31 protein-coding genes and 1 pseudogene are annotated in these 23,120 nt (G+C 66.2%); 11 read left to right on the top strand and 21 right to left on the bottom strand.

Going from position 1 to position 23,120, the window contains the following annotated elements; translation table 11 throughout:
- Position 1: 1 nt before the first annotated feature.
- The 9 genes from QM841_RS14700 to QM841_RS14660 form a co-directional block, all read right to left on the bottom strand.
- Complete coding sequence (locus tag QM841_RS14700; protein ID WP_283332521.1) at positions 2-781, bottom strand: GvpL/GvpF family gas vesicle protein; 780 nt, start codon at positions 779-781, stop codon at positions 2-4.
- The gene (locus QM841_RS14695; protein ID WP_283332520.1) at positions 768-1,175 is read right to left on the bottom strand and encodes a gas vesicle protein; all 408 of its coding nucleotides are present in this window, start codon (positions 1,173-1,175) and stop codon (positions 768-770) included. The genes QM841_RS14700 and QM841_RS14695 overlap by 14 nt, the downstream gene beginning before the upstream one ends.
- Positions 1,172-1,462, bottom strand: coding sequence for a gas vesicle protein GvpO (locus QM841_RS14690; protein ID WP_280784484.1), 291 nt, complete (start codon positions 1,460-1,462; stop codon positions 1,172-1,174). The genes QM841_RS14695 and QM841_RS14690 overlap by 4 nt, the downstream gene beginning before the upstream one ends.
- Before the next feature lie 6 nt (positions 1,463-1,468).
- Positions 1,469-1,720, bottom strand: a complete 252-nt coding sequence (locus QM841_RS14685; RefSeq protein WP_280784483.1) for a gas vesicle protein GvpG — start codon at positions 1,718-1,720, stop codon at positions 1,469-1,471.
- Positions 1,721-1,723: 3 nt separating this feature from the next.
- Complete coding sequence (locus QM841_RS14680; RefSeq protein WP_280784482.1) at positions 1,724-2,512, bottom strand: GvpL/GvpF family gas vesicle protein; 789 nt, start codon at positions 2,510-2,512, stop codon at positions 1,724-1,726.
- A complete protein-coding gene (gene gvpJ, locus QM841_RS14675) occupies positions 2,512-2,925 on the bottom strand; it encodes a gas vesicle protein GvpJ (protein WP_005246459.1) in 414 nt (137 codons plus the stop codon). Before gvpJ ends, QM841_RS14680 begins: the two co-directional genes overlap by 1 nt.
- Positions 2,922-4,124, bottom strand: coding sequence for an SRPBCC family protein (locus tag QM841_RS14670; protein ID WP_283332518.1), 1,203 nt, complete (start codon positions 4,122-4,124; stop codon positions 2,922-2,924). Before QM841_RS14670 ends, gvpJ begins: the two co-directional genes overlap by 4 nt.
- 5 nt (positions 4,125-4,129) lie before the next feature.
- The gene (locus QM841_RS14665) at positions 4,130-4,846 is read right to left on the bottom strand and encodes a hypothetical protein (RefSeq protein ID WP_283332517.1); all 717 of its coding nucleotides are present in this window, start codon (positions 4,844-4,846) and stop codon (positions 4,130-4,132) included.
- A gap of 280 nt (positions 4,847-5,126) precedes the next feature.
- Complete coding sequence (locus QM841_RS14660; protein ID WP_280784479.1) at positions 5,127-5,456, bottom strand: hypothetical protein; 330 nt, start codon at positions 5,454-5,456, stop codon at positions 5,127-5,129.
- Between the two features lie 1,002 nt (positions 5,457-6,458).
- Between QM841_RS14660 and QM841_RS14655 the strand changes: the two genes are divergently transcribed.
- From QM841_RS14655 to QM841_RS14645, 3 genes are all read left to right on the top strand, one after another.
- Positions 6,459-7,658 carry a serine hydrolase domain-containing protein gene (locus QM841_RS14655; RefSeq protein ID WP_283332555.1) on the top strand — a complete coding sequence of 400 codons (1,200 nt, stop codon included), beginning with the start codon at positions 6,459-6,461 and terminating at the stop codon, positions 7,656-7,658.
- 116 nt (positions 7,659-7,774) lie between these two features.
- Positions 7,775-8,821, top strand: coding sequence for a sigma-70 family RNA polymerase sigma factor (locus tag QM841_RS14650; RefSeq protein ID WP_349307402.1), 1,047 nt, complete (start codon positions 7,775-7,777; stop codon positions 8,819-8,821).
- A gap of 155 nt (positions 8,822-8,976) precedes the next feature.
- The gene (locus tag QM841_RS14645) at positions 8,977-9,363 is read left to right on the top strand and encodes a hypothetical protein (protein ID WP_283332515.1); all 387 of its coding nucleotides are present in this window, start codon (positions 8,977-8,979) and stop codon (positions 9,361-9,363) included.
- An 11-nt stretch (positions 9,364-9,374) separates the two neighbouring features.
- Here QM841_RS14645 and QM841_RS14640 read toward each other — a convergent pair whose 3' ends face one another.
- Positions 9,375-10,301, bottom strand: coding sequence for an LLM class F420-dependent oxidoreductase (locus QM841_RS14640; protein WP_283332554.1), 927 nt, complete (start codon positions 10,299-10,301; stop codon positions 9,375-9,377).
- A 177-nt stretch (positions 10,302-10,478) separates the two neighbouring features.
- On the opposite strand from QM841_RS14640, the gene QM841_RS14635 reads away from it, so the two are divergent.
- Complete coding sequence (locus QM841_RS14635) at positions 10,479-10,979, top strand: DoxX family protein (RefSeq protein ID WP_283332514.1); 501 nt, start codon at positions 10,479-10,481, stop codon at positions 10,977-10,979.
- 8 nt (positions 10,980-10,987) lie between these two features.
- Here the strand turns inward: QM841_RS14635 and QM841_RS14630 are convergent, their stop codons facing one another.
- From QM841_RS14630 to QM841_RS14605, 6 genes are all read right to left on the bottom strand, one after another.
- Entirely contained in the window at positions 10,988-11,284 is a 297-nt protein-coding gene (locus QM841_RS14630) for a hypothetical protein (RefSeq protein ID WP_283332513.1), read from the bottom strand.
- 42 nt (positions 11,285-11,326) lie between these two features.
- Positions 11,327-11,644, bottom strand: coding sequence for a chorismate mutase (locus tag QM841_RS14625; protein ID WP_009472741.1), 318 nt, complete (start codon positions 11,642-11,644; stop codon positions 11,327-11,329).
- A 116-nt stretch (positions 11,645-11,760) separates the two neighbouring features.
- A complete protein-coding gene (locus tag QM841_RS14620) occupies positions 11,761-13,164 on the bottom strand; it encodes a phenylacetate--CoA ligase family protein (RefSeq protein WP_283332512.1) in 1,404 nt (467 codons plus the stop codon).
- Positions 13,165-13,329: 165 nt separating this feature from the next.
- The gene (locus tag QM841_RS14615; protein ID WP_283332511.1) at positions 13,330-13,596 is read right to left on the bottom strand and encodes a hypothetical protein; all 267 of its coding nucleotides are present in this window, start codon (positions 13,594-13,596) and stop codon (positions 13,330-13,332) included.
- 3 nt (positions 13,597-13,599) lie between these two features.
- Positions 13,600-14,061: a hypothetical protein gene (locus QM841_RS14610; protein WP_283332510.1), complete on the bottom strand. Its 462-nt coding sequence runs from the start codon at positions 14,059-14,061 to the stop codon at positions 13,600-13,602.
- Positions 14,062-14,143: 82 nt separating this feature from the next.
- A complete protein-coding gene (locus QM841_RS14605; RefSeq protein WP_280784473.1) occupies positions 14,144-15,748 on the bottom strand; it encodes an AMP-binding protein in 1,605 nt (534 codons plus the stop codon).
- A gap of 60 nt (positions 15,749-15,808) precedes the next feature.
- Between QM841_RS14605 and QM841_RS14600 the strand changes: the two genes are divergently transcribed.
- From QM841_RS14600 to QM841_RS14585, 4 genes are all read left to right on the top strand, one after another.
- Positions 15,809-15,964 carry a hypothetical protein gene (locus QM841_RS14600; protein WP_283332509.1) on the top strand — a complete coding sequence of 52 codons (156 nt, stop codon included), beginning with the start codon at positions 15,809-15,811 and terminating at the stop codon, positions 15,962-15,964.
- A 543-nt stretch (positions 15,965-16,507) separates the two neighbouring features.
- Positions 16,508-17,155 carry a transglycosylase family protein gene (locus QM841_RS14595; protein ID WP_283332508.1) on the top strand — a complete coding sequence of 216 codons (648 nt, stop codon included), beginning with the start codon at positions 16,508-16,510 and terminating at the stop codon, positions 17,153-17,155.
- A gap of 67 nt (positions 17,156-17,222) precedes the next feature.
- Positions 17,223-17,510: a hypothetical protein gene (locus QM841_RS14590; RefSeq protein WP_280784471.1), complete on the top strand. Its 288-nt coding sequence runs from the start codon at positions 17,223-17,225 to the stop codon at positions 17,508-17,510.
- Between the two features lie 130 nt (positions 17,511-17,640).
- Positions 17,641-18,477, top strand: a complete 837-nt coding sequence (locus QM841_RS14585) for an HpcH/HpaI aldolase/citrate lyase family protein (RefSeq protein WP_283332507.1) — start codon at positions 17,641-17,643, stop codon at positions 18,475-18,477.
- Here the strand turns inward: QM841_RS14585 and QM841_RS14580 are convergent.
- Positions 18,456-19,883: an MFS transporter gene (locus QM841_RS14580; RefSeq protein WP_283332506.1), complete on the bottom strand. Its 1,428-nt coding sequence runs from the start codon at positions 19,881-19,883 to the stop codon at positions 18,456-18,458. The two genes, QM841_RS14585 and QM841_RS14580, sit on opposite strands and share 22 nt — an antisense overlap.
- A 50-nt stretch (positions 19,884-19,933) precedes the next feature.
- Between QM841_RS14580 and soxR the strand changes: the two genes are divergently transcribed.
- Positions 19,934-20,374: a redox-sensitive transcriptional activator SoxR gene (gene soxR, locus QM841_RS14575; RefSeq protein ID WP_280784468.1), complete on the top strand. Its 441-nt coding sequence runs from the start codon at positions 19,934-19,936 to the stop codon at positions 20,372-20,374.
- 171 nt (positions 20,375-20,545) lie between these two features.
- Positions 20,546-20,848 (top strand): hypothetical protein, encoded by a 303-nt coding sequence (locus QM841_RS14570; RefSeq protein WP_105421629.1) that lies wholly within the window; start codon positions 20,546-20,548, stop codon positions 20,846-20,848.
- Between the two features lie 53 nt (positions 20,849-20,901).
- On the opposite strand, the gene QM841_RS14565 is transcribed toward QM841_RS14570, so the two are convergent.
- From QM841_RS14565 to QM841_RS14550, 4 genes and pseudogenes are all read right to left on the bottom strand, one after another.
- Positions 20,902-21,096: a hypothetical protein gene (locus tag QM841_RS14565; protein ID WP_005246414.1), complete on the bottom strand. Its 195-nt coding sequence runs from the start codon at positions 21,094-21,096 to the stop codon at positions 20,902-20,904.
- A 68-nt stretch (positions 21,097-21,164) separates the two neighbouring features.
- Positions 21,165-21,626 (bottom strand): RrF2 family transcriptional regulator, encoded by a 462-nt coding sequence (locus QM841_RS14560; protein ID WP_105421627.1) that lies wholly within the window; start codon positions 21,624-21,626, stop codon positions 21,165-21,167.
- 59 nt (positions 21,627-21,685) lie between these two features.
- The gene (locus QM841_RS14555) at positions 21,686-22,435 is read right to left on the bottom strand and encodes an SDR family oxidoreductase (protein ID WP_283332505.1); all 750 of its coding nucleotides are present in this window, start codon (positions 22,433-22,435) and stop codon (positions 21,686-21,688) included.
- Between the two features lie 147 nt (positions 22,436-22,582).
- Positions 22,583-22,751 (bottom strand): annotated as a pseudogene (locus QM841_RS14550) (hydroxyquinol 1,2-dioxygenase); the annotation flags it as partial.
- On the opposite strand from QM841_RS14550, the gene QM841_RS14545 reads away from it, so the two are divergent.
- Positions 22,723-23,106, top strand: coding sequence for an ester cyclase (locus QM841_RS14545; protein WP_349307403.1), 384 nt, complete (start codon positions 22,723-22,725; stop codon positions 23,104-23,106). The pseudogene QM841_RS14550 and the gene QM841_RS14545 sit on opposite strands and share 29 nt — an antisense overlap.
- Positions 23,107-23,120 lie beyond the last annotated feature (14 nt).

The raw sequence follows: 23,120 nt of genomic DNA, 5'->3' as shown, positions 1-23,120 counted from the left end.
CTCACCCGTCGATCCCGGCGAAGGAGTACGGCGGCCACGGTCCGGTCAGATCCAGTGTGATGCCCGGGCGTTCGGTGTCGAGTGCCGACACGAGCGCAGCGAAGTCGTCGACCCGTGCGTTGTCCACGAGGTAGGTGCCGTTGAAGATCATCCAGGCCCGTTTCCCGGTCAGCACCGGATCGGTGACTTGCCGTCGAACCCCGTCGACGGCATGGCCCCGGAGCGCGGAGTGAATCTCGTCCGCGTGGCCGGCCGCCCGGCGTTCCACGTCTTGCTGTGCGCTCAACTCCGCACGACGACGCAGGAGATACGCGGTCCCCTTGCCCGCCGCACCCGTCGCGGAAGGCTCCTCCTTCACGTTCTGCGCCAAAGCCTTCGCGTCTCCGTACGCTTTGACACCCCACTCGCTTCGTCCGGTCACCCGACGCAGCGTTGCGCCGAACTCCTCCTGTCGTTCGTCGAGGAGGAGGCGAACGCGATCGTCGTCGAGGTAGAGGGTCGCCAACCGCAATGGAACGGTGGGACCGTGGCGTAGCACGGCAGCCACCACGGCGTCGTGTGCTCTCGCGGTTGCCGCGAGCCAGTCGAGGTCCTCGAGGTTGCGCTGCAGCGGGTCCTGCCCGAATTCGCTCAGGCTCACTGTCCCCACCACCGCGACGAGACCCGCCGATGCCACCGCGCGGACCGGCTCGCCGGCCACGCCGGTGACCCCGGCGAGTTGTGCGTCGCCGATGCTGTCGGTGGTGATGCTGTACAGCCAGACACCGTCATCCGCGGTCATCGTCTTGCTCCTGACGTTTCGCCTCCACCTCGACCGTTTCGGCGGCCTCGACGGCAGGGCGAACAGACCTGCCGGACTCGAGTTCGGCGATCCGCTCCCGCAGCTTCCGGTTCTCGAGTTCGACGTCGCTGTTCCTGCCGGTCAGCCAGGGGTCGTGCTCCCACCAATCGATGCCCACCTCCTTCGCGGTTTCCAGCGAGGCGATCACCAGTCGCACCTTGATGGTCAGCAGTTCGATGTCGAGCAGGTTGACCTGGATGTCTCCAGCGATCACGAGCCCCTTGTCGAGTACGCGCTCGAGGATCTCGCCGAGGTTCGTCGACTGGTGCCCACCGCCCATTCCGCCGCCCGAACTCTGCGGAAGGTTGCTCGCGCCGCCGCCGGCGATCGTCATGACTGCGCGCTCCCGCTGTCACCGACACCGCGGATGTAGCGGCGGGTTCTGCGGTAGGACAACAGCTCTCCGTCCAGATCCAACACCACCTCGTACATCGCGAGCATGTCCGTCGACGACGGTATTCGCCGGTCCTCGACTACCTCCACCTCCACCGTCCAGCCGTCGTCGGTCGGCATGACCGATGTCGCACCCAGTGGTTTCTTGCCGGTCAACTGCGCAATGTCACGCGTCGCGATCTCGGCGATCTCGGGTGCCGGCAACGGTGGTGGCTCCTCTTCTGCCATCGCCCGTCACTCCTTTTCCGGACCGGTGGGATGTGCTGTTCCGGTCATTCGATCGAGGATGGCCTGCTGTGCCTGCTCTTCCTCCTCGGCGGAGATCTCGCCTGCCGCACGGGCGTCCTCCAGCTCCTCGAGAGCGCGGCGCGCACTCGCGGGATTGTGGACTTCCTCCTCGACCTGTCGCTGTATCAACTCGGCCAGCGAGATCACCCCGCGAACGGGGGCGAGTGGCAGGGTGGCGATGAACGACAGCAGACCCATCGGTCAGCCCTCCGGTTTCTGCGTCACCACGAAGTCGTAGGCGGCGAGCGGTCCGAGCAGGCGCATGTCGACTCGGCCGTCCCACTGCTCGGCCAGTTCTCCCACTGCCTTCTCGAGTTCTTCCTGCCGCGCGACTTCGACGAGGACGGCTACTTGCGCAGCCTCCTCCTCATGAGTCGGTTCCCGGACGTTGACCGAGTCGGACAGCGAGTCGAGTGCCTCGACCACCTTCCGGGTGTCTTCGTCGCGTTTGGCCTCGATGGCGTTGCCCACGATCTCGCCGAGGGCCATCCGGGCGTCGCGGGTGGTCTCCTCGGGCTGATCTCGGATCGTGCCGAGCAGCTTGCTCGCCTGTTCGTTCTCTTCGATTATTTCCCGGAGGATCGCCTCCTCGACGTATCGTCCCTTCACGACGTATTGTGCCCGGCCTTCGAGTTCCTCCAGCGCGGCGGCGAACTCCTCGGCGTGTGCCGCGAGTAACTCCTCCGCGACGGCGTCCTCATCGGTCATGACCGCCCCGAAACGAAGCGGGAGCACCGGTGCCACCCGAGACGTGCCGTCCAGCACGTGCGCATGGGTTCGGAGGTCCTCAGGCTTGCCGAGCGGTCTGTCCACTGAAATTTCGCTCACGAGCGCCGCGATGTCGCCGTGCTTGACGGTGCTGACCGGTCCGTCACACACGCCGACCGCGTCTTCTTCGGCTTCCACATCGGCAGGCACGATTCCGTACACGTAGACACCGCTGGTGCGCGGCTCGTCGGGTGCGTCGGTGCTCTGGTTTGACGTAGACATCACTTGTCCCCTCGAGTGGACTTGCGCGAAACCCGTTCGCGCTCAGGTTCTTCCTGCCCGCCGCCGAGGATGTCGCCGAGTTTCTCACCCGCGGACTCGAGTGCGCCCTTGGTCTTCGACTTGGCACCACCCTCGGTGACGTCCCCGACGAGATCCGTCAGGCCCTTCGGCTCGCCACTGCCGATTTCGAGCCGGTTCACGGCCTCCGCGAACCGCAGGTAGGTGTCGACACTGGCGACCACGACGCGTGCGTCGATCGTCAGCAGTTCGATGCCGACCAGCGAGACACGCACGTAGGCGTCGATGACGAGACCCTTGTCGAGGATGGTGTCGATGACGTCGGCGAGGCTACTCGAGCTGGGACCGCCGCTGACTCCGCCGCCACCTCCCCCCGCCGGTTGTATCGCCGTCATCGCCGTGCTCCTTGTCGCGAGCCCGCCGTCTTCGCGGCAGTCTTGCGCGGGCGACCTCGCCGTTTCGGGGCCTGATCCTCAGCGGCAGCCGCGGTCTTGCGCGGGCGACCTCGGCGTTTCGGCGGCGGGGGTGCTTCTGCTTCTTCCTCCTCGTCTGCTTCCTCGCCGGCGTCCTCATCCGTTTCCTCGGTCTCGCCTTCGTCGGTCTCGCCTTCGTCGGTTTCCTCGGCCTCTTCGTCCTCGGCTTCTTCGTCCTCAGGCTCCTCGCCCTCGGCCTCGTCGCTTTCCTCGAGCTCTTCCGACTCCTCCGGCTGCGCCTCGTCCTCTTCGGGCTCGACTACCTCGCCGTCCCGGATCTCTCCACGCCAGCCCTCGACTTCGTCAGGATGGAGAATGGACTGTGTCATGACATGGCGTGCAAAGTGTTTCAATTCCAGCCGTGCTCGTCGTCCCTGTGCACGCCACAGGTTTCCCGTCTTCTCGAACAATCCCTTCGGGTGATACTCGAGGATCAGAACGATGCGCGTGAGATCGGGAGTCACCTCGTGGAACGTCACCGCCCCGTCGATGAAACCCTTGGCACCCTTCGAACGCCACACGATCCGCTCATCCGGGACCTGCTCGATGATCGACGCTTCCCAGGTCCGGTGCGACAAGAAGATCTGAGCCTTCCACTCGAGCTTCTCGTCCGCCTCCTGCTCCACCCGCTCGACCTTCTTCATGAAGGAGGGAAAGTCGGCGAATTGGGTCCACTGGTTATACGCCAGCTGGACCGGGACACCGACATCGATCGTTTCGACGATATTGGTCAACTTGAGCTTCTTGCCCTTACCGCTACCGCCACCGCCACCACCAGTGACCGCGTCCTTCACATCCGACGCCGTCTCCTTCACCTTGTCCGTCAACCCGGAGAACAGTGACTTGCCGTCGCCCTTCTCGTCCCCGTCCCCGTCCCCGTCCCCGTCACCGTTGCCGTTGCCGTTGCCGTTTCCGGTGACCGCGGACAGCAGGCTTCCGCCGCCACCCTCGGCGTAGTCGGTGAGCCGTCCGGACGCACCCTGCACCTTGTCGGAGACCGACGAGAGCGCTTTTTCGGCCACCGTGCCGACCAGCTTCTGCATTGCTTCCTGGAGCACGCTGGACGATCCGTTGCCGTCACCCGGCGCAGTTTCTCGCAGTTTCTTCGCGGCGTTCGTCATCGTGCTCACCGTCCGCCGCGCCGGACGGGCGCAGAATTAGTCGTGGCTTTCGCCCGTGTCTTGCGGCCCCTGGTAGGGGCCTCTTCGTCATCCTCGTCGGACTTCGCGCTCCGCGATCTGCTGGTCGGCCGGGAGCTACCGTTGCTGGAAGTCCGTCGACGCGCGGCGGGCCGCTTGCGTGGGGCGGGTTCCTCGTCGGCGGTATCTTCGTCGGCAGCGTCTTCCTCGTCGGGCTCTTCGTACTCGTCTTCCTCATCGGCGTACTGTTCGTCCGGCTCTTCCTCGACTTCGGACTCGTCGTACTCCTCGTTCTCGGACCGCCCGCGTCGCTTGCGACCGAGTTTTCCGAGCCTGCTGAGCTTGCCTACGGAATTGCCGACACCACTCGCGGTGTCGTCCACGGTGTCGCCCACGTCGCCGACGACTTCTCCGCCGCTTGACAGGAGGCGGTTGTTGAGCGAATTGATGCGTTGGCTTGCGGCGGTGACCGCTGCGGCCTTCGCCGCGCTGACCAGCTCTTCGCGCACCGAGTCGCTGATCTTGGCGAACTCGGGGGAGCTCGCGAGCATCTTCGTACCGCGTTCCAGTAAATCGCGTGGCCCGCCGGGGAAGCGTCCGGTCGCACCCGCGGCCGCGAGCATCAGTGCCATCTTCATTCGGTGTGTACGGCCCAGCATGTATCCTGCGCCGACGGCCAATGCCACCTGACCTTTGGTTTTCATCGTCGAACCCCTTTACCGAGTAGTCGCCGGCGCACCGCTCGCCCACTTCGGCAATGTGTGGCAGAACCGTCCTCGGCAATGTCTCGCAAAACCCTGCGCGGTATGGGGCGCCGCTTGTCGACTACCCCAGCTGCGGGACACTCAACCACCACCAGAAAATCCGGTTCGGGCAGCTTTCCGCGGCCACGCATCCACGTCGACTGTCTCGAGATTGCGGATTGGCACCGAAAATCGAATGTTCCTCAGCAGCAACCCTGTTCACGGAGAAGGTTAGGGGAATTCACTCGGCGGCGGCGCGCACCGCCGCCACCAGCGCCGCGACAACGAGCACCAGCAGGAGGACCACGAGCAGTACCGGCGCGAGCAGGGCCCCGAGGACCAGGACGAGAACCAGGGCGACCTTGGCCTTGCCGCTCAACCCGGACACGAGCGCTTTGATCGCGGCCCACACAGGATTCTTGCCGGTCAGGGCGGCCCGAATGCCTGCAATTACGGCGTTGATCCCCGCGTCGCTCTGTGCGATCGTATCGACGAGCGTGTCCATCCATTCCCTGAACTTCTGCCGAATATTCTGCGTCACCGTGTCGCCGCGTTCTCGAATCGCGTCCATGAGCCGGTGAACGTGGTCTTTAAGCCAAGCGATGACCGCCTCGACCGACCGCGATAACAGTCCGCGTTCGGTCTCCTGCGAGATCGGGTCAGGCCTGCGCTGACGAGTCGGCGTGGTGGACCGAGGGCGCGCCGTTACGTGGGACCCGGTGTCTCGGGGACGCTTCCGGGCCGTCGGCTTCGTGGCGTCGGGGCGGTCCGTTCGGGGTGCCGGTTTCCTTCTCCCGGGGGCGCTGTGGCGTGACGTGGAGGGTGATTTTTCGGCTGCCGGTCGCCTGGGGGGCAACGGTCGTCTTCGTGGCAGCCGCCCCGAGGCTGCGCCGGCGGGCGGCGTCGACTTCTTCGAAGTCTGATGTGATCGACTTGTCGCCGCCGTGGCGGTGGCCATCGGCTTGTCGTTGTCCGTGGTCTTGCTGTGAGAGGAAGTGCCTCCACGGTCAGGCCTGGCCGGTGTGCTCCGGCCGCTTGTCCTCACTCGTGCGCCCATACACCGCAATTACCCTCGCGACCATTCTTGAAACGGGAGCGGATTTAGTGGGCGCTGCAGGTGCGGCGGATCTCCGGCGCCGCGTTCGTCTGTGCGGGTTGTTGCGGGTGATGATGAGCGGTGTCTGAGGAGGTGAACCGGTGATCGGCTGTCAGTGCGGTGCCCGCATCCTGTCTCCTCGGGGCCCATCGTGAAGGTGGAGAAGTATGTTTTCTCCGCGGGAGATTGTTCCGGTGAAGTCGAAGGAGCGGGCGGGCATCGGGGTTAGGATGCACAAGGAGATCTGCCCAGCTGGTACCGCTCATCGGCGCGGTATCGGACTCTGCCGCAGAGGCGGTGATGCCGACGATGAGGAATTTTCCGGTGGGGAACGTGGCGAGCCGGACGGTCGGAGGGCGCCGGTGCCGCACACTGAATACCACCCGCGCCGCTGCGCTCGCGGTGGGCGTTGCCGTCGCGATCGCGGGCTGCTCGACCACTTCCGATCCGACGACCTCGCAGACGTCGAACGGTGCAGTGCCCGCCTCGACGACCGCCGCCGCACCAACGGGGTCGGCGCTGAAACCCATCGACCCGGCCGCATTCCAGGACGCTGTGAACGCGGCGGCCGAGGAGCTGCTCGTACCCGGCGCGGTGGTGCAGCTCCGCACCCCCCAGGGGAACGTCGACGCCGTGGTCGGTACGACCGAACTGGGCGCGCAGACGCCGCCCGACGAACACACCCATTTCCGGATCGCGTCGAACACCAAGACCATGACTGCGGCGCTGACCGTGCTCCTCGCCCAGGACGGGAAGCTCGAGTTCAGCGACCCGGTGTCCACCTACGTTTCGGATGTGCCCAACGGCGAGAACATCACCGTCGCAGAGCTGTTGACGATGCGCAGTGGGCTGTACAACTACACGAACTCGCCCGAGTTCGCGGCCACTCTGGATACCGACCCGGCGAAGGCCTGGACGCCGCAAGAGGTCTTGGATATCGCGTTCCGGCACCCGCCGGAATTCCCGCCGGGCACCTCCTACGAGTACAGCAATACGAATTTCGCGTTGCTGGGTCTGATCGCCGAGAAGGCCGGCGCGCGCCCATTGGCCGAGCAATTCCGGGATCGATTGTTCGGGCCCCTCGGGTTGCAGCAAACCTCGCTTCCCGCCGCCGACGATGCCGCGACCATCCCGGATCGCTATTCGCACGGCTACATGTACGGCGAATCGTCCTACGCGATGATCGACGAGGAGTATCCCGCCGACATGCAGGCCGCCGCACGCGCGGGAACGCTCCAACCCCTCGATTACACCAACCAGAATTCCTCCTACGCCACCGCTGCCGGTGGCGCCATCTCCACGGCAGACGACCTGGCCACGTGGATCCGGGCCCTGGTGTCGGGCAATGTCCTGAATCCCGAGTACCAGCAGCAATGGCTCCACAGCCTGCAACCCGAGGATCCGAGCGCACCCGACGGGCAGCAATACGGGTACGGCATCAGCTATCAGCGTTTCGGGCCGAATGCGTCGATGTATTACCACGGCGGTGAGCTGCCGGGTTTCAACTCGTTCATCGGCTACGACCCGGACAACGACGTCACGCTGGTGATCTGGACGAATCTGACCCTGTCACCCGAGGGCAAGACCACGGCGAACGCTATGCTCCCCACCGTTCTCGACGAGGTCTACGCCGGGATGTCGCTGGCGCCCACACCGGCTCCGACCACCACCAGGTGATGCGGTGCGCTGTGCCACGGTCCGATGCTCGAGATCGACCGCGGGGGCCCGTCTACCGCGGGCAGGTCTCGTCGGTCGCCGGTGCGGCCGCCGGCGGTCGGGCAGAATCGTCCCTTGTGACCGACATGTCCGCACGAACACCCGGCGCGGCAGACGCCGAGGATGCCGACCTGGCCAGGGCGCGCGACGGAGACGATGCCGCGTTCACCCGCCTCGTCGGACCGTTGCGCCGCGAACTGCACGCCCACTGCTACCGCATGCTCGGCTCCAGTCACGACGCCGACGACGCACTGCAGGATGCCCTGCTGCGGGCGTGGCGGGGTTTTGCGCGGTTCGAAGGTCGGAGCACGCTGCGCTCCTGGCTGTATACCGTCGCGACGCGCACATGCCTGGACGCTGTCGAATCGCGCGGTAGGCGGGCGCTACCCGTCGACCTGGGTCCGTCCAGTGATCGTGCTGTCATCGGGGACGTCCCGCTCACGGACGTGGCGTGGCTGGGGCCCTACGCCGACGCGGGTCTGACCGCCGGTTCGGCGGGGCCGGCCGCACGCTACGAGCAACGCGAGGCTGTCGAATTGGCATTCGTTGCGGCACTGCAACATCTGCCGGGCAATCAGCGGGCGGCCCTGCTGCTCTTCGAAGTCTTGGGCTTCTCCGCCGCCGAGATCGCCGACACCATGGACACGTCGAGGGCGTCGGTCAACAGCGCGCTGCAGCGGGCACGGGCGATCGTCGCCGAGAAGATTCCGCCGGTGACGCAGGCGCAAACTTTGCGAGAGATCGACGACACGCGTCTGCGTGCCATCGTCGCCGGGTACTCCACCGCATTGGAACGCGGTGACGCCGACGCCCTCGTTGCCCTGCTGACGGAGGATGTCACCTGGTCGATGCCGCCGATGGCGCACTGGTACCGCGGTCTCGACGCGGTCACCGATTTCGCGGTCCGGGTCCCGCTCACGGGGTGCGGTTCGTGGCGTCACCTCCCGGTCTGTGCGAACGCTCAGCCCGCCGTCGCCTTCTACCTGTGGGACGAAGACGCCGGCACCCACCTGCGCTGGTCGATCACCGTGCTGACCCTGCGCGGCACCAAGATCGCGGACCTGACCTCGTTCCTCGGGCCGGAGCATTTCGACCCCTTCGGTTTGCCCGAATCGCTGCCCTGATTGGGGGCCGGATGCCATCGTGCGCCGTTCGTCGGCACCCCTGCGGGCGGGCGATCGCCGAGGTAGTCTTCCGATGCCGCGGTTTCGCCACCGATGATGCAGCCGCAGGTTACAGTCGGAACCGGTTTTTCCTTCTTCAGCAGGGTGGGATCGCGATGAACTTGATCAAGAAATCGGCAGCGTCGGTCCTCGTCGTAGCGACGGTGACACTCGGGGCGGGTACGGCCCACGCCGACCCAGTCCTACCGAACACGGGAACGCCTGCACTGGCGATCCCCGGCAGGCACGAGGTCGACAAGCAGAAGGCGCTCGAGAACATGCTCAACGAGCTCGGCGTCGGCTGGGCCAACGGGGGAGCGGCCGGGACGGCGATCGGCGCGCTCATGGGTCTCGGCGTCGGATGTATCTCGATGTTCCCCGGCAGTCTCGCCGGTTGCATCATCGGCACACCGATCGGGGCGATCACCGGCGCGATCGTCGGTATCGGACAGGGCAACCCCCGGGCGCAGCAGGCCATCCAGGAATACATCAACACACCGTGAGTCGTTGTCCGTCAACTCTGTTCGCGGAGTTGACGGATCACGGGCGCCAACAGCTCCAGATACGGTTCGTGGACGGTGATGTACGAGAAACCGTAGCGCTCCCGATGGCGTCGGAGTTGCTCGGCCATCTCCTCCACGGTTCCCACGAGGACATACGGGGTGTCGAGGACGTCGTCGACCGTCATCGTCCCACCGAGCCGGTCCGCGATCTCAATGGCCGCGGCCCGGCGGTCGTCCGTCTCGACGACCATCTGGACCAGTAGATGCCACTCGATGTCTTCGGCTCTCGCTCCGGCGTGTGTCCGTACGAAGCGAATTCGTTCGGCGGTCTCGTCCGCGGTGGCGAGGCGAAAGGTGCCCGGCGGTCGGCCCGGGATCTGAAATGCCCCCGCGACGCCGACGATGTCTGCGTGGGCCGCTGCGATCCGCAGCACCCGGTCGCCGGTGCCGCCGATGATCAGCGGCGGGCCCGAGCCGCCGAATCCGCGCCGCTGCAACGGTCGTGGCAGGGCGCGGCCCTCGGGTAGTTCGTCGAGATCCCCGGTGAAGAAGGTGCGTAGGTCATCGACCATCTCGGACAACTGTGCGACCCGTCCGCCGAGGGCTTTCCATTCGATACCCGCAGCGTCGAACTCCCACTTCATGTGTCCGGCACCGAGTCCGATGTCGAGCCTTCCGTCGGTGAGGACGTCCGTCGTCGCGATCTCGCGGGCGAGTAGGGCGGCATTCCAGAACGGTGCGTTGAGCACCAGCGTTCCGACACGTAAGCAGGTGGCGTCGGCGACGGCCACCATCAGCGGAAAGGGGGCCGGGGCGCCGAGATGGTCCGCGGCGAACACCGTGTCGTAGCCGGCGCTCTCGCCGAGTCGACATCGGTCGAGAAGGGCGTCGCGGGATTCGAAGCCGAAGATGTTGAACGAGAATCGGAAATCACGCATGGACTTCACGATGCACCCGAACTGGCTCGGCCGGTGACCGAATGCGGTGAGTGAATCCCGGGACCGCACGACGATGAATGTGATGCTCGCCACAATTAGGTCAGTTTTCCCACGTGACTGTGTCCCATACACGCGGTAGCGCAGAGATTAGGGCAGGCATGCCTTATCTTCTGCGATGTGACAACTAAGAGCATTTCACGCCTTCACGGCCCCAGCGTCGACTACGCCATCGCGGCTTTTCGTGTGGTTATCGGCTTCCTGTTCTTCTGCCACGGCACGTCGACCTTGTTCGCGTGGCCGACTGCACCTCATGGAGGGCACACCGCAGCGGTAGGCGCCTGGCCGAGTTGGTGGGGCGCAGTCATCCAACTCGTCTGTGGCGCCGCGTTGTTCCTCGGCCTGGGGACGCGCTTCGCCGCGTTCATTGCCTCGGGTTCGATGGCGTACGCCTACTTCTGGAGTCATCAGCCGGACGGCGTCCTCCCCATCCAGAACAACGGTGAGCTCTCCGCCATCTTCTGCTGGGCCCTGTTCCTGATGATCTTCCTCGGCGCCGGCGCTCTCTCGCTCGATCGCCTCATTGCTCGCGGTGGGCGCACGGCGCAGTCGGACAACGGCGACGACGGCACCGCCGGCGAACAAGGACCGACCACCGAATTGCGTGAGGTGAACGCCTGAACTGCTTCTCATGGGCCGGGGCGGTGACCGTCATCCCCGGAGGTGAGGTAGGCATCGACCGCGTGCTGGAGGCGGTCGAGGGGGGCACCGAACGCACTGAAGTCGCCCCGTCGCTGGGCGTCGCGGAGCTGTTCGAGTGCCGCCTTCAGCTCGACAGCCGCGGTCGCATCCGCCGTCGGCGGGTCCGGTGTGGTGATGCCGCCGACATCGGGTGGGGGCGCTTGCGGTGACGCGGCCGGATCCGGCGCACCCGGATTGCGCTGGACAGGCGAACAGTGCCCAGCGTCACGACGACTGCTGGGCACTGCTCTCGTGCTCGGTATCGACCGAGGTGAGAATGGGTGGGGCTACCGAGTTCGGTACGTCGACGAGAAGGGTGGCCTCGCCAGCCGGAGCAATTCCAGGGCCAGCAGCGAGCCGCGGGGGCCCAGCTCGTCCTGATAGCGGCGGATCACGTCCGTTTCGCCGCCGAGCGCGACCATCGGCGCTCCGGACTCGACCCGGGTTCGAGCCGCGAGCTGCGCGAGAGCGAGACGGCGATTGACCGCGTCCAGGATCTCCGCGTCGAGGCGAGCGATCTCGGCGTGAACGCGATTCAGATCTGTGGCGGCAGGTAATGCGCCCGCAGCGTTTTCGGTGACCGCCCCGAAATCCGTGTCCGTCATCGTTGCTCCTCGACTGGGTGATCGTGTACCACCATCGTCGGACCCGAGTGGCCGTGACGACAGACACCCTGGGGTGCAGATCGTCGACCCCTTGCCTTCCGCGAGGCATTTGCGGACTATCGCAGTGCGATGAACCGCTGCAGTTTCCCGCTCGCGAGATGACGCTGCAGATGGTCGACCACTTCGATCCGGACCTGCGGATCGGCCACACCTTGCCGGCGCAATGCCGCCGTGACAGCCGACGTCAGGGCGGCGACGTCGGGTTCGCCGACCGCGAAGATCTCCGCTCCGTCGACGGTCTGTCGGACCTGGTACTCGGAAATCCGCGGATCTGCACCGAGGACGTAGCGAAAAGTGCTTGCGGGCACGATCGTGGTTCCGTACCGGAAATCGTCGTCGCGCCGCCCACCGATGTCGGCGACGCGCGCGAACGCGCTTCCGCACGCGCACCTACCGGGCAGCAATGTGACCTGGTCTCCGAGGTCGTACCGGATGAAGGGAAACGTGCGGTTGGCCAGACCCGTCGCGAGGGTTCGCGCCGCAGGCACATCGGCTGCGACCGGAGCACCACTGTCATCGACACGCTCGAGCACAACCTCGTCCTCGCACACGTGCAGGCCCTCGCCGTATCCGCAACCCACGGCTTGAACGCCGATCTCGGTCGACCCCCAGAGGTTGTGGATCGGCACCGACCAGGCGTCGCGGATGGCTTGCCGGTCCTCCTCCAGCAGGGGTTCGGAGTTTGTGCTCACGCGCACAGGACTGATCTCCAGATCACCCGCCACCGCGGCTCGGGCAAGTCGCCCGACGACCGTCGCGTAGCCCACCAGATGCGTGGGCCGGGCAGCGGCCACCGCGGCGACGATCTCGTCGAACGGTGCGCCCGCCGGGATCACGACGGTCTCCATTCCCGGTGCGGTCGGCACATCGAACAGTGGTGTGCTCGCATGCGGGGGGACACCGGCCGCCAGCACCGCCAGCCGCGCGGGAGACCGCACCGACGACGCCCGCCGTTCCTCGCGCGCCTGTACCCGCCAGGCGAGGCACGCCGCCGAAACGTAGAACTGCCAATCCCAGACGTAGACGCCCCGGACACCACTGGACCCACCCGAGCTGAAGATCTGCTCGTCGCCCGACGTGTACGAAAACCATTGCTGCTCGGCCAGAATCCGTTCGGCACGTTCGCGATCGAGGTCGCGCACCGTGACGATCGCATCCCACTCGTCCTGAGCGTCCCGCTTCGTCATCATCGGCAGCGTTGCCAGGTCGGTGAGCGAGGCCGAGGACGGATCGAGATCACGAAGTCTCCGGGCGTGAAATGGTGACCGCTCGCGTGCGTGCGCGAGGAGGGCCCGCAGCCGGTCGGTTCGGTAGCGCTCGATCTGATCTCTCGACCAGTCCAGGCGTCCCAGGTGATCCTCGAGGGCGGCCTGAACCGCACTCACCTGACCGGCGCGCACACGCGCGTACGCCGCGTGCTCCGCGTCGTCCGAAGCACCTCCGGGAACCGATCGGGACATGACGCCCTCCGCATCACAATGGTCCGGCGCAGCACGTTCGTGCGTACCCCTCCGAGTTTTGCACAGCGCCGCACCGGCCGTCATACACGTGCGCGAACCCAGCTCGGTCGCGTCCATCGGCGCCCGCGGCCCGGGGCAGGTCTCGTCGTATCGAGCGAGCGTCCTTCAGAGTTCAGCGGACGGTGCGCGTTCGGCGGTGCGAACCTTTCGCAGGAGCCGCTTCAGTGTTCGGGAGTCCCTCCACCCGAACGATGTGCGGTCTGTGGCGCGGCGGTGGAGCATGTCGAAGATTCGTGCGGGGACGACCACCTGGTGTCTCGCCGCACTTGCCACGACCTCGATGACCGCGCGGTGGGGCCGGTCGTCCTCGAGCGCGAAGCCCGCATCGTCCAGCGCCCCGGGAGGCAGTGCCGGCCGCAATGCCGAGATCACCTCCTATGCAAAGGCGTTGAAGTCTTCCCTGCCGAAGGCGTTCGTGAGGGTGACCGTGGCGACGGAACCGAGCAGTTCGCTCTCGCGGGCCAACCGGGGGAGTTGCCGTTCCCAGCCGGGCGTCGAGGTGATGCCCGCTCCGGCGATCACGCCGACCGCGCCGAGGGCTCGAACGTGGTCGATCCACCCGTGCGGGGGCTCGACCACGCCCTCGAAGAGGACGTCCGTGTCGTCCTCGATCAACAGGGTGCGCCCGTCGACCGAACGCAACGACAGCACCGCCGAGGTCACGCCGTCGACGCCGTCGAAGACTGGGCTGGGATCCCGCCATCCGCGCCCCGCCAACCTTCGCAGCAGGGGTTGTCGCATGCCGGGTTCGACGCTGTTGTCGAGCGCCACCGTCGGTGTGACCCGGTGGCCCGCTGCGTGGTAGATGGCGATCGCGTCGACTCCTGGTTCCCCCATGGATCGTTACGATGCCACATAAAAAATCCGACTGGAAGGTTTTGTTCTCCGTTTTCGCGCCCACGCGCTTCCTGCGAGACAGTCAATTCGAGTTTCGAAGTTCGAATTTGAGGACCTTCCCGGTCGGGGTGCGGGGGAGTTCGAGGGGAAAGACGATCTCATCGGGCACCTTGAACTTCGCGATACGCCCACGGGTGTGCTCGACGAGTTCCTCAGCCGTGACCGTGGCCCCCTTCCTCACAACGACGAATGCCTTGGGTCGCTCGCCCCACTTGGGATGTGGGACACCGATGACCGCGACGTCGAGTACGGCGGGATGCGTTATCAATGCCTGCTCCACCTCGATGGTCGAGATGTTCTCGCCGCCGGAGATGACGATGTCCTTCGCGCGGTCCTTGAGCTGGATGTAGCCGTCCGGGTGCAAGACGCCGAGATCGCCCGTGTGGAACCAGCCGCCCGCGAAGGCTTCCGCCGTGGCCTCCGGGTTGCGGTAGTAGCCGAGCATGACGTTGTTGCCGCGCAGCACGATCTCGCCCATGGTCTCGCCGTCGGCGGGGACGTCGTTCATCTGCGCGTCGACGACGCGGGCGTTCTCTGCCTGCACCATGCCCACGCCCTGCCGGGACAGCAGGGACGCGCGTTCCTCGGCGGTGCGCTCGCTCCACGACTCCTGGTACTCGCAAATCGTGTACGGCCCGTAGACCTCGGTCAGCCCGTACACATGGACGACCGTGACGCCGATCGCCTCCAACTGGGCGATCACCGTCGGTGACGGCGGCGCCGCGGCGGTGGTGATCCGCAGGGCGTCGACCGGATGTGCCTGGGGCGCTTCGGCAATTGTGGAGCACACGGCGGGAGCGCCGCACAGGTGAGTGACCCCGAGGGTGTCGATGGCGTCCCAGATCGCGTCGGCACGCACCGCGCGCAGGCAGATGTGCGTGCCGGCGGCCTGCGTGACCGCCCACGGGGTGCACCAGCCGTTGCAGTGGAACATCGGCAGCGTCCACAGGTATTTGGTGGACCCGGTGAAGCCGTTGTGGAACGTTTCGCCGAGGGAATTGAGATAGGCGCCGCGGTGCGTGTACATCACGCCCTTCGGTTTCCCGGTGGTTCCGGACGTGTAATTGATCGCGATCACCTGCTGTTCGTCATCGACACCCCAGTGCAGCGGGATGTCGTCCACGGCGTGTGCGGCCGCGAGGAAGTCGGCGTACATCCCGGTCGCGATCCCCTCCGGGACTACCGGCCGCGCGATCGTTGAGTCGGGAATCTCGATTACCTCGCGCAGGCTCGGGACGGCGTCGCGGGCGGTCGCGACGGATCCCACGAGTTCGGAGTCAACGAACAGCAGGCTCGTCCCGGAGTGCTCGAGGATGTACTCCAGTTCACGGCCCGCCAGCCGCCAGTTCAGCGCGATGAAGATGCCACCTGCGAGGGGCACCGCGAAGTGGGCGAACAGCATCTCGGGGGTGTTCGGGCACAGGAACGCAACGCGGTCGCCGGGCTCGATCCGGCTCCGCAGGACCCGGGCGAGTCTCTCGACCTCGTCGCCGAACTCGCGATAGCTGTAGCGGCGGTCGCCGTGAATGACGGCGACCCGATCCGGGAACACCGTCGCCGAGCGCTCCAGGAAGCGCAGCGGACTGAGCGGTGTGTGGTTCGCGGGCGAGAGGGTCGGTCCGGACACTGGAACCTCCGAGATGTGGTGAAGGTGCTCTGACGGGCGATACCCGCCCAAGATGACGTTATGGAACATCACTCCGGTGCCGCTACCCTCCGAGGTGGGTACGCCGAATATGAGAGTGCCGGTGAACGACACGTCGAGACCCCGCGATTCGCCGACCGGCTGTCGCCGAGCGTCGAGCCCGTCAAGTCGTACATGCGCAATCCCGTGGGCAAGTAGGAGGTGCGCAGAAGGTAGGAAGCTGTCGTGGACGTCCTGCGACAGGGTGTGCTTCCCTGATCTGTCGCCGTCTCGGTTGGTGATTCCGAGATACCTTGCATGCGAGGGCTGTTCATCTCGTCGGGATGGGCCGTCCGGACAGGGTGCTGCCACGACTACGGGCCGCGGCGGGCTCGTCGCACCGGGCCGTGTCGAAATCGAGACCACGCCGCAGAGCGGGAACGGGTGAGCCGCTGGGGCATTCGGCTACCCGTCAGACGTATTACGGACTTGTCACGACATGACGTCGAAACGGTAACGAAACCTCAGAACAGCACAATTTTCACTCGCGTTTCTCAATAGTCGAACATCCGTACCTTGTTCATGCCGTGTGAATTTCGGGAGGAGGCCACGTTCGGGGGCCCGCCGCTGCAGATCTGCCGACGCGGGTTCGTAATCCCGACACCTTCGAGGCGCGGGACGAGGCACCGAAAGGGACGGCCGACAACCGAGGCGTTGTCGCCGGCGCGCCGCGTCCGCACGCGCGGAGAGGATTGAGCCAGCATGACCACTCGCAACATGGAGAAACACACCCTCGGCTGGATCGCCCTGATCGGCGCGGTCGTCACCGTTCTGCTCGGGCTGGGCGCCGGAACCGCCGGAGGCGCCCCGCACGACTGGGAAGAAGTCGCCGAGTGCGAAAGCGGCGGCGACTGGACCACCGACACCGGAAACGGGTTCTACGGCGGACTGCAGTTCACACCGGAAACCTGGAAAGCCAACGGTGGAACGGGAGTGGCCTCGGAAGCCAGCCAGGCCGAGCAGATCCGGGTCGCCGAGAACGTCCTGAAGACCCAGGGCCCCGGCGCATGGCCCGTGTGCGGACAGTATCTGAAAAAGGGCGGCACAGCGCCCGTCGAGGTACCCCACACCACGCCTGCACCTGCACCTGCCATTGAAATTCCTGAGCCTGTCGAAACTCCTGACCTCGCCGAGACGCCGGATGTTGTCGAGACGCCGGATGTTGTCGAGACGCCGGATGTTGTCGGGACCCCGGATGTTGTCGAAGCGCCTGCGACCGTCGACGATTCCGCCGCGGTGAAGGCGGCGGTGAAGGCGGCGGCCCAGGAAGCGCTGAACAGCGCGCGTGAACTTGCCGAGCAGAGCGGGTCGGGTCAGGTGTTCGAGGAGCGGGCGTCGGCTCCCCGGTAACGTCCGACGGTTCTTGTGCGAACTAATCACACAGAACTGTCGTGTCGTCGCCTACGAAGGAGATCTCGTGCAGAAGAAGTCCGCTCGGCGTTCCGCAGCATTGGTCGGGATATTGTCCGCACCCCTCGTCCTCGGAGCCACCGTCGGTGCCGGAACCGCGAGTGCGGAACCCTGGCACGTCGGCCCCGTCTACCGGGCCGAGACGTCCGGTGAAGGCGCGGAGTACTTCTGCGGGAAGGCCGCGGCTCTCGAACAGACGTCGGGAGTCGTGATCGTGCCGTGCACGTTCGATGAACCGACCAACGTCTGGTACCGCGTCGTCTTCAACCCGGCCTCCTGGGGCTTCGACTTCTGAGGCGGACTGCCGGGATGTGAGGCGCACCTGACGAAGCGGTGACCGGACACCGTCTGCGCACTCCGCTTCGTCGAGTGCGTCGCCTACCGGCCGCGCGCAGACTTCTCGGTATGGCCGAGGGAAGAACAGAATGAGTGTCGAGACAGCCCAGCGCAGTGAGGTCGGCGTCGCAATGGCGCGGAGTTGGCTTCTGGTTCCTGCAGTCGGGAGCGAGGTCCTCGCGGCGGCGGCTGCGTCCGGCGCCGACTCGCTGATCATCGACCTCGAGGACGGTTTGCCATTCGCTGCGAAAGACGAGGGGCGGGCCTGCACCGCCGAGTGGCTCGCTCGGAATGCAGGTTGGGTGCGGATCAACGACGCGACCACCCCGCACTGGCAGCGCGACCTCGACGCGATCCGCGATCTGCCCGGACTGCGCGGGCTGATGCTGTCGAAAACCGAATCGCCCGAACAGGTACGGGACACCGCTGAAGAGATTCCCGGTGTTCCGGTGGTCGCCCTCGTCGAGTCCGCGGCCGCGATCGTGGCAGCCGAGGACATCGCTCGCACCGCTCCCGTCTCTCGGCTCGCGTTCGGGATCGGCGACTACTGCCGCGACACCGGTGCCGGGCGAACCCCGATGGCTTTGGCGTACGCCCGATCCCGGCTCGTCAATGTGAGCAGGGCGGCCCGGATCGGAGCCCCGATCGACGGACCGACACTGTCGCTCGACGCCGAGGCCGTCCGGGACGACACGCGACTGGCCCGCGAGATGGGGATGACCGGAAAACTGACCCTCGCTACTGAGCAGGTGCCGGTGATCAACACCGCGTTGGCACCCGACTCGAACGATATCTCCTGGGCCGAAACGACGATCGCGCGTCTGGGTGCGGACGGCAGTCGTGTTACCCACGGCGGGCATCCGCCGCAACTCGCCCGCGCCCACGACATTCTGCGTCGCGCAGCTCACTTCGCGTCGCGGACGTAGGGCGGTCCGGCGTCCTCGCGCTCGGCTTGCCGGGTCGCGCGGTACGCGGTGAACACGCCGGCCGCCGCGATGACGCCGAGGCCGAGGAAGAGCAGTCGTGCGGAGGCCAGGGCCGAGGGCGCACCGAGATTGACCAGCACACCGGCGAACGCTGACCCCACGGCCATAGCGATCAACTCGACCGTGTTGAGCCCGGCCGCGGCCTTCGCTCCCTCCTGCTCGTCGTCGGTACTCCGCATGGCGGCGACCATCAGGTGCGGGAAGGCGAGGCCGATTCCGGCACCTGCGGCGGCCAGGGCGCCCGCCCACAGAATCACCGTGACCGGTCCGGCGTCGTCACGCCAGAGGGCCGCCGTGAGGAGCAGGCCGGCGGCGAGGACCGCGGGTCCGGCGATCTTCGCCGCCGTCTGCGCCCGCGGGCGGGAGATGTCGGAGCTGAAGATCATGGTCGCCGACCATCCCACCGACATCATGGCGCCGAGGAATCCCGCGGCGAACGGCACCAGTCCGGCGAGCCGTTGACCGAACAGCGGTGTGAAGGCCTCCGACACGGTGCCGGACGCGAGCACCGCGATGGTGAGGTAGATCCACTTCAGGGACGACGCCCGGGTGTACGTCGACTGCGGCAACACCCGGCGCGGTGACCGCAGCTCCCAGGCCAGGAAGAGAACGATGAATGCGGCCCCGACCGCGATCAGGGCCAGCATGTGGGTCCGGTTGCCGACGATGCTCGCCACGCTGATTGCGATCGTCGCGAGGGTGAGCAGGACGAGTGACGTGGCAGGCACGGGTTCTCCGCCACGCACACGCTCGGTGCGAGGCAACGCCCGGGGCGCGATCACGGCGATGGCGGCGGCGACCACTGCCAGGGCGACGAACGCGAGACGCCACTGGCCGAGTTGCGCGAACAGCCCACCGATCGCCGGTCCGGCCAGAGTTCCGACGCCCCACATCGCCGAGACCAGCGCGGTTGCACGGGCCCACAGATGCTCCGGTAGCGCCTCGCGCAGTACCGCGTAACTCAGCCCCGCGAGCAGGCCCCCACCGAGCCCCTGGACCGCTCGTCCGACGAGGAGCACCTCCATCGAAGGGCTCACGGCGCAGATCATCGTGCCGACGAAGAACGGAGCCAGCGCGAACAGGTACGCACCGAGCGCCCCGCGATGTGCGAGCAGCCGGCTGACGGTCATCGACGAGATCACGGACGCCACCATGAAGACGGTCGCGCTCCACGCGTACAGCGATTCGCGCCCGAGTTCGCCGATGGCGGTGGGCAACAGGCTCGTCGTCAGAAAGATGTTGACGGCGTGCAGTCCGACGCCGCCGGCGAGGACGGCGGAGGTGGAGCGGTAACGGGGTCCGAGCAGCTCGGACCAGCTGGCCGGTGACGGGGCGGTCGATGTCATGCACACCACGCTAAAATCTCGAGTGGACTCGAGGTCAAGGGGCGGATGTGATGTCATTGGATCCGAAGGATCTGCTGTCGGTGGGGGAGGTGTCGCGTCGGACCGGTGTGGCCGTCTCGGCGCTCCATTACTACGAGCAGCTCGGACTGATCGCGTCGACGCGGACATCCGGGAATCAACGCCGGTACGAACGGCACATGCTCCGACGGATCTCGCTGATCGTGGTGGCCAAACGGCTCGGGATTCCACTGGCCGACGTGGGAGCGGTGTTCGAGACGCTCCCGGCCGACCGGATGCCGTCGATCCGCGACTGGCAGCGCGTGTCGAAGCTGTGGCGGGTGCAGCTCGAGGATCAGCGCAAGCGTATCGAGCGTCTCGAACGCGAGCTCACCGGATGCATCGGGTGTGGTTGCCTGTCGATGAAGGCGTGCTATCTGCTCAATCCCGAAGACCAACTCGCCGTGGAAGGTTCGGGTCCGAACCGGCTCTGAAGAACGGATTCCGGCAGTCGGTAGGTCGCGATCGATCTCCGTGAGGGAGGGGTGATTCCACTCCCAGGGGTGCCGCGAAGCCCCCCGAGGGTTGGTTCAGTTCGGGCGCTGGAGTGGGCAGAGTTGTACCTGTCAACGAAGCACGATCCGACCATCCCTTGGAGATACTGAATGATCAACGCCCGCCGCACCATTGCCGCCATCGCTTTCGCTGCTCTTCCCGTCCTGAGTGCCTTCGGGGCGGCGTCCGTTGCGCATGCCGAGCCGATCGGCCCGAACGGGCCCACCGGTGGCCCCTGCCCGATCGTGAACACGGACTCGCAGGGCAACGAGACAGTGACGTACGGCAAGCCCGGAGACCGCAACGGCGCCCTGGTGTGCGGTGCGGACGGTGAATGGACGGTGGGTAAGGCCGGCGGTTTCAAGGGCGGCCCCGGACAGATTCAGACTCAGCCCGGACTCTCACGCGGGTGAGCAGGGCATGAACTCGCTCGGTTGAACGTTCCCGGCGAGCATTGACGGACGGGTCAGAGGTATTCGTGGCGGTGTCCGCATTCGAGACCGTCGGGCGCTGATCGTGGGCATCGATTCATGCAGTGGAAGACGCGATACCGCTTCCCCGGGGGCAGTGACGCGAAGCCTGCATGAGCGTCCTTGATCTCGTATCCGATCGGACCGCGGCAGAACGAACAGGTCTTGGTCTCGTCGGTTCCGGTCTCCATCCATCGATCGTAGGGCGGTTCACGGTGAGGAAGTCAGGAATCTCGCGTTCCGTTTGCCGCGGGTGACCTCAGGTCGTGGACGTCGCCAAGATGTGTTTGAGGACGGCGAGGTCTGTCGTCGCGCCGAGGTCGGCGATCGTCACACCCGATAGTGATGCGCGCCAAGCCTGTTCGGCACCGGCCATGACTTTCGCGATGCCGCATGCAGAGCGGCACTGCTCTGGAGGGGCGGCGAGCACTCCTTGTCGTCGGATTTCGGTGCACCGAAAGGCGGGCTCGGTTCCGTCGACGGCCTGGACGACGTCGAGGACCGTGATGGCCTCGGGTGCGCGGGTCAGGACGTATCCGCCATCGCGCCCCTCGGTGGGGTGGACGAGGCCGGCACGTGCGAGCGACTGTAGATGCTTGGCGAGGTATGTCTTCGACACACCGTGCAGTTCGGCCAGCCGGGCCGTGGGTACCGGGCTCTCGGCCTGGCTGAGAACCACGCAGCAGTGAAGTGCCCACTCCACGCCGCCGGAAAGCTTCATGGCCACGACTCTATCCACGCCCCTGTGTCGGTGTTGTGGGGTGGTACTGCGTCATCGTGTCAGGCGTGTTCGCGCAACCACTCGTCCAGCGTGGTCGGTGCGATCCAGGTATTGGCGCCGGGTGTCGGAGTGATCGCAGCGTCATCGAGCTCGGCGCCGAAATAGCCGGCGTCGGGGTCGGTGGTCACGGTCCGCTGGTCGCCGGTCGAGGCGAACAGCCGTCGAACGAGGGCATCGATGCCGAGCGGTTCGGGCCCGGCAATCTCGACCGTGCCGCCGAGTGGGGCGCCGACGGCGACCTCGGCTACCCGGGTGACGACGTCGTGCGAGGCGATCGGCTGAAGGTGTGCCGGGGTCGCGTGGACGGTGTCGCCGACAGTGCCTGCGTCGGCGATGCCGGCGATGAACTCGAAGAACTGCGTCGATCGCACGATCGAGTAGGGGATGGGGCCGGACTTGACCAGATCCTCCTGGGCGACTTTGGCGCGCATGTATCCGGAGTCGGGGAGCCGGTCGGCGCCGACGATGGACAGGACGACATGGTGCCGGCCGCCTGCCGCCTCTTCGGCGGCGAGCAAGTGGTTCGTCGATTCGCGGAAGAAAGCCAGGACGTCGTCGTCTTCCCATGACGGCGAGTTGGTCAGGTCCACGACGACGTCGGCGCCCTCCACAGCCTCCGCGACGCCCTTGCCGGTGGTGGTGTCGATGCCGTCGCCGCGACCGAGTGCAGCGACGTCGTGACCGGTCTCGGTCAGCTTCGATGCGACCTGACTCCCGATGAGTCCGGTTCCGAAAATGACGATCTTCATACCCGTCTCCTAACGTGGATTTATATTGTCCTAGTTTACTCGGATGGTAGGTGTCCGAGTCAAGGGTTGTGTATGTTCCGTGCGCCGGGCCGGGGGTGGGCTTCCTCGTCCTTCGTGGTAGAGCTATGCATGCAGCGACGGCGAGAATCAAATCTGTTCTGGTGCAGGGACTATGTCGAACCGGCATCGAGACCAATGCCGGTCGCCGATGCGGCGCCCATCGGGGGGTGTCCCTGGCGGTTGCTCCACGAAGTCCTTGATAAAGCGAGTCCTTCACACCGAACACGCTGTCCCCGCATTCGAATTGCGGGTCACCCAACCGCCCGCGGACGTCGCAAAGCTCTAGCGCTCTGCGATGTCGGCACCGCGATATCACAGCCGGCGCGGACCCTCGCACACCGGAGAACATCGCCGCCGGTCTCGCAGGGCTCTTCGCAGCATTTCCCGACGCGCAATGGAACCTCGATGACACGCTCCTCGATGGCAACGGTGCAGCGGTGACCTACGCACTGTCCGGTCACTCGGATAGCCGCCTGGGCCCGTACGAGCCGAAAGGGCAGAGTGTGCACCTGGCCGGAGTGCAGATGCTGGAAGCGAAAGGCAACCACATCATTACCAGCACCGACTATTGGGACGGCGGTGCCCTTCATCGCCGGCTGGGCACGGCATGAATCTTCAATGCGAC

This window comes from Rhodococcus sp. IEGM 1307 (assembly GCF_030056915.1).
In the GTDB taxonomy this organism is placed as follows: domain Bacteria; phylum Actinomycetota; class Actinomycetes; order Mycobacteriales; family Mycobacteriaceae; genus Rhodococcus_F; species Rhodococcus_F opacus_D.
Note: the sequence above shows the minus strand (reverse complement) of the source record. Positions and strands in the feature narration are given on the sequence as shown.